The organism is Sphingomonas sp. FW306-1B-B10E, assembly GCF_058782005.1.
Map to the genome: position 1 here is coordinate 2,439 of NZ_JBYSXG010000016.1, position 4,781 is coordinate 7,219.

Annotated in this window: 3 protein-coding genes, 1 pseudogene and 1 riboswitch; of the genes and pseudogenes, 2 read left to right on the top strand and 2 right to left on the bottom strand. The window is 68.4% G+C overall.

The window, feature by feature from the left end; genetic code table 11:
- A pseudogene (locus AC3WJI_RS08300) lies at positions 1–191 on the bottom strand (ABC transporter substrate-binding protein); the annotation flags it as partial.
- A gap of 154 nt (positions 192–345) precedes the next feature.
- Positions 346–2,187: a TonB-dependent receptor plug domain-containing protein gene (locus AC3WJI_RS08305; RefSeq protein WP_492756792.1), complete on the bottom strand. Its 1,842-nt coding sequence runs from the start codon at positions 2,185–2,187 to the stop codon at positions 346–348.
- 115 nt (positions 2,188–2,302) lie between these two features.
- Positions 2,303–2,490: riboswitch (cobalamin riboswitch) on the bottom strand.
- 105 nt (positions 2,491–2,595) lie between these two features.
- On the opposite strand from AC3WJI_RS08305, the gene AC3WJI_RS08310 reads away from it, so the two are divergent.
- Both AC3WJI_RS08310 and AC3WJI_RS08315 read left to right on the top strand, forming a co-directional pair.
- Entirely contained in the window at positions 2,596–3,909 is a 1,314-nt protein-coding gene (locus AC3WJI_RS08310) for a methyl-accepting chemotaxis protein (RefSeq protein WP_492756793.1), read from the top strand.
- An 81-nt stretch (positions 3,910–3,990) separates the two neighbouring features.
- On the top strand, positions 3,991–4,587 hold the full coding sequence (locus AC3WJI_RS08315; RefSeq protein WP_492756794.1) for a DUF4142 domain-containing protein: 597 nt from the start codon (positions 3,991–3,993) through the stop codon (positions 4,585–4,587).
- Positions 4,588–4,781: the final 194 nt, after the last annotated feature.

A 4,781-nucleotide genomic window follows, 5' to 3' on the forward strand; every position in this document is an offset into this window, starting at 1 on the left:
ACCTCGATCGGGATCGAGGCCGCGCCGGGATCGCGCGAATAATGGCTGAGAGCAGCGATGCGGCCGGGCGGGACCAGGTCGACCAGCATCGCATCGGCGCATGGGTTAAGCGACACGATCCCGCCCCCATGCGACGACGGCTGCGCCGCGCATCCTGCCGCCAGCAGGCAGAGGAGCGCGGCGCGTCTCATCCGATTGCTCCTTTGTCGTCATGCCGGACTTGGTCCGGCATCCACCGTGCAGCAGGGGAGGTGGGTCGCGGTTCCAGCTGGAGCAGCGCCGCCTTCTCGTTGTTGCACGGTGGGCCCCGGAACACGTCCGGGGTGACGAAGAAGGAAGCGGGCATCAGTCGAACTTCAGCCGCACGCCGGCATAGGCCGCGCGGCCATAGGTGCCGTATCCCGAGACGACCTGGTACTTCTCGTCGGTGACGTTCTCGACCCGGCCATAAACCGCGAAGCGTTCACCGATCGGCATCTCGGCGCGGATGCTGCCGAGCGCGAAGCCGTCGAGCCGGGTGAAGTTGCCGGCGTCGTTGAAGCTGTCCCCGACGATCGTCACCGTCCCCCCGAGCGAAAGCCCGAACGGCAGGCGGTAATCGGCGGACAGGCTGGCGGTGTCGCGCGGGCGGCGTGCCAGCTGGTTGCCTTCATAGCCCTCCGAGCGGTTCTCGGTGTCGGTATAGGTGTAGTTGGCGGTGACGGTAAACGCCTCGACCGGCCGCAGCGCGAGCTCGACTTCGAGGCCTTCTGCGCGGGTGCGCGCGATGTTGGCGTAGGTGAAGCTCACCAGATCGAAGTCGATCTGGTTGCGGGTGTCGCGGTGGAACCACGTCACGCCCAGCTTCGCCGCGCCGCCGAGCGCACGCTGCTCGATCCCGGCTTCCCAGTTCTTCGCAGTCTCGGGCTGGAGCGTGTCGGTGCCGTAGAAGGGCGCGAACAGCTGATAGAGCGTCGGCGCCTTGAAAGCCTCGCCATAGCTGGCACGCAGCAGCGTGCTCTCGAATGGCTTGACCGCGGCGCTGGCGCCCCAAGTCGTATAGCTTCCGAAGCGGCTGTGATCGTCGTTGCGCACGCCCGCGGTGAGCGTCACCGGCGCGACCGGGGTGACGATCGCCTGCCCGTAGAAGCTGGTGATGTCGGCGCGATAGGTGTCGCTGCCGTCGTAGAAGCGCAGATTTTCGCGCTCGGCGCCGAAGGTGACGCGAAGCTGGTCGGCGAGCGCGGCATCCCCACGATATTCGTAGCGCTCGCTGCGGCCGCGATAGAGATAGGCCGGGTCGGCGCCGACATTCTCCGGGTCGTAGCCATCGCGGTTGATGTCGGCCATGGTGAAGGCGACGCGGTTCGACAGCGGACCGAAATTGGCGAACAGCCCCGCATAGCCGTACAGCTCCTGCGCGGTCGTATATTCCGCGGTATCGGCGAAGCTGTAGGCCGGGGCAGGGAAGCCGTCGATCTCGAGCCGCGAATTGGCGTAGTAGCCGCGCAGGTCGACGCCAAAGCCCGGCGCGAATTCGGCGCGAAGCCGGCCGCTGGCATTATATTGGCGATAACCGTCGGCCTCGGTGCCGACCGCAGCCTGCGAGACGCCGTCGGTGCGGAAATAGCCGCCGGTCAGCGCACCTTGCAGCGTGTCGTTACCGGCCGCGACGGCAGCGTTGGCCGAGACCTGGTCGGCATAGCCATATTCGGCATTGGCGCGCGCAGTGACGCCATCGACCGGCGCCTGAGTGACGATATTGACGACCCCGCCCAGCGCCTGGCTTCCCCAGATCACCGAATTGGGGCCGCGCAGCACTTCGACGCGCTGGATCGCGCTGGTAAGCGCATTGCCGAAGTCGAAGGCTCCAGCCGGAGCGGAAGGATCGTTGGCGCGCACCCCGTCGATCAGCACGAGCGTCTGCGCGTCCTCGGCACCACGGATGCGCACCGCAGTGACGCCGCCGGGGCCGCCGTTGCGCGTCGAGGTGATTCCGGCGGTGGTGGCGAGCAGGTCGGCCAGCGAGACGGTCTGGCGCGTCTCGATCGTCGCGCGGTCGAGCACGGTGATCGAGCGGCCGGTGGTCTCGGCCTCCTGCTCGACGCCCGAGGCGACGACGACGACCTCGTCGTCGCCCGCCTGGGCATGCGCCGCGGCCGGCAGCAGCGCGGCGGAGGCGAAGAGAAACAGCTTGAACTTGGTCACGGCAAAGACACCTTCATCTGGGGTCGTCTCGCCGAAATGGCGCGGCGACCCGGTTAACGGTGTCGCTCACGCGAGGGGCATGCCCTCGTTCGCCCGGTGCACCCCGCCCGCGCAAAGGAATCGACTGTGGCGGGCAGGTCTCCTGGCTCCCGGGTCATTACGTGTGCGCCGCCTTCCCGGAAGAAACTCCAGTGGCATGATGACGCGTACGCTCGCCGGTTACAGTTGCGGGGGCAGCCTCGGGTTCGAACCGAGTTCCCATTTTCATCCCCTGTCGGGGACACCCGTCACGGCCGCGCCTCTACGCCCAGCGTGCGTTCGCTGCAACTGCGAAAAAACAGGGATTGTCACGCCAGTGTAATCAACTGTGAAGTTGGTCTTTACCAACGGCGCCCTAGTGCCGGGGGCATGAAGGTCGCACAACTTCCCCTGCAGTCGGACCCGAATCCGGGCTGGCTCACCGGCATCGAAGCCGATCCGCCCTGGCTGACGCTCGACGATTCGCTGTTCAAGGCAGTCGAGCAGTTCAATTCGGACATCGACCTGCGGCTGATGCCTGTGGTCGACGCCGCGCACCGCCCGATCGGCGCGATCTTCGAGAAGGACGTGCGGCGGCTGCTGCTCAATCCGTTCGGCCATGCGCTGCTGCGCAACCCCTATTTCGGGCACGGCGTGGTGCGCCACGTCCGGCCGTGCCCGGTGGCCGAGATCGCCGCCGATGTCGGCACGCTGATCCGCACCTATCGCGCCGCCAATGGCAGCGAGGGTATGATCCTCACCCGGAACGGCCGGCTGGCGGCGGTGATCGGCAATCGCCGCCTGCTCCACCTCGCCGCCGAGTATGAGCGCAGCACCGCCGCCACTCGCGTAGCGCGCGCCGAGCGGATCGAGCGCGCCAGCGAACGCTTCGAGGGACAGGTCGCCTCGCTCGCCCGCGCGCTCGGCGACTTGTCGGCGCAAGTGCAGGGCAGCGCGGCGTCGAGCGCCGATCGCGCCGCCGAAGTCGGCAGCCGCGCGGTCGCGGTCGCCTCGGCGGCCTCGCAGACCAGCGACAATATGCGCGAGATCGCCGCGCGCGGGCGCGAGCTCGCCCAGGCGCTCGAGCGTGTCGAGGGCGATACCGAGGCGGCCGAGCGCGCCGCCAGCCAGGTCTCGGCGCTGGTCCGTGCCGGCAGCGCGCGGACCCGCGAGCTGGGCCGTACCGCGCAGACGATCGACTCGGTAATCGAGCTGATCACCGACATTGCCGGGCAGGTGAACCTGCTCGCGCTCAATGCCACGATCGAGGCGGCGCGCGCGGGCGAGGCGGGGCGCGGCTTCACCGTCGTCGCCAATGAAGTCAAGCAGCTGTCGAACCAGACGGGGCTCGCCGCGGGCAGGATCGCGTCGCATGTCGACGAGATCCGGCGCGGGATCGACGAGGTCACGCTCGGCTGCGAGCAGGTCGAGGACGCGATCGCCGCGATGGTCGATCTCGCCGCGGGCGTGCAGGCGGCGGTGGTCGCGCAGGAAGACGCGACGCGGACTATCGCGCGCAACGTCGAGGAGGCGGTGGGCGCCAGCAATGCGATCCGCCACGATGTCGAGGCGATCAGCGAGACCTCCGATGTGGCGACGGCGAGCGTCAGCGGGATGCGCGGCATCGCGGCGCAGCTGCAGCAGGGGGCGGGGGCGCTATCGGACGAGCTGGCGGCGTTCCTGCGCGAGCTGCGCGCGGCCTGAGCGCGGGAACCTCGTCTCGTTAAGAGAACGGAACGGACCTTGCGGGGCTGCGTTGAGCCACCCCGAGGAGGACGCCTTGCCATGAAGAAGCACCATCTGATCCTGGGGCTCGCCCCGGCGCTTGCGCTCGCCGCGTGCGGCGGCGGCCACGACACCACCAATACGACGACGAGCACGACCACGGTCGACAACGGTGCCGAGGTGCCTGCCGACGCCAACGCCACCGGCGACAATGTCGTCGCGGCCGATGCCGCCGCGTCGCCGGCGCAGAAGTTCGCCAACGACGTCGGTGCCAGCGACTATTACGAAGTCGAGGCAGGCAAGCTCGCGCAGGATAAGGCGCAGGCGCAGGGCCTCAAGGATTTCGGCAAGCTGATGGTCGAGCACCACAATGCCTCGACCGAGAAGCTCAAGGCCGCGGGCGCCAAGGCGAGCCCGGCGATCGCGCCGAACCCGGCGCTCAACGTCGATCAGGAAGCCGGGCTCGAGGCGCTGCGCAAGGCCGACGGCGCCGCGTTCGACACGGCGTACAAGGCCCAGCAGGTCGCGGCGCACGAAAAGGCGCTCAAGCTGGTCAAGGCTTATGCTGCGACCGGCGACGTTCCCGAACTCAAGAAGTTCGCAGGCGAGGCCGAAAAGGTCGTCCAGGCACACCTGACCAAGATCAAGGGGCTCTAAGCCCGCCTTTCCGCGATACGGAGAGGGGAGGCGTCGCTCGCGAGGGCGGCGCCTCTTGTCTTTCCTTTCACTCCCTCGCCCCCTGCAAGGGGGAGAGGGTTGCGCAGACTTAGGTCAGCTTCTTCAGCGGGCCTTAGTCGGAGCTGGGTGAGGGGGTGCGGCTGCGCAGCAGCCGCGGGGGGGGGGGGGGGGGG

Coding starts and splice junctions, on each gene's coding strand:
- AC3WJI_RS08315 (WP_492756794.1), top strand. CDS start 3,991: ATGAAGAAGCACCATCTGATCCTGGGGCTCGCCCCGGCGCTTGCGCTC.
- AC3WJI_RS08310 (WP_492756793.1), top strand. CDS start 2,596: ATGAAGGTCGCACAACTTCCCCTGCAGTCGGACCCGAATCCGGGCTGG.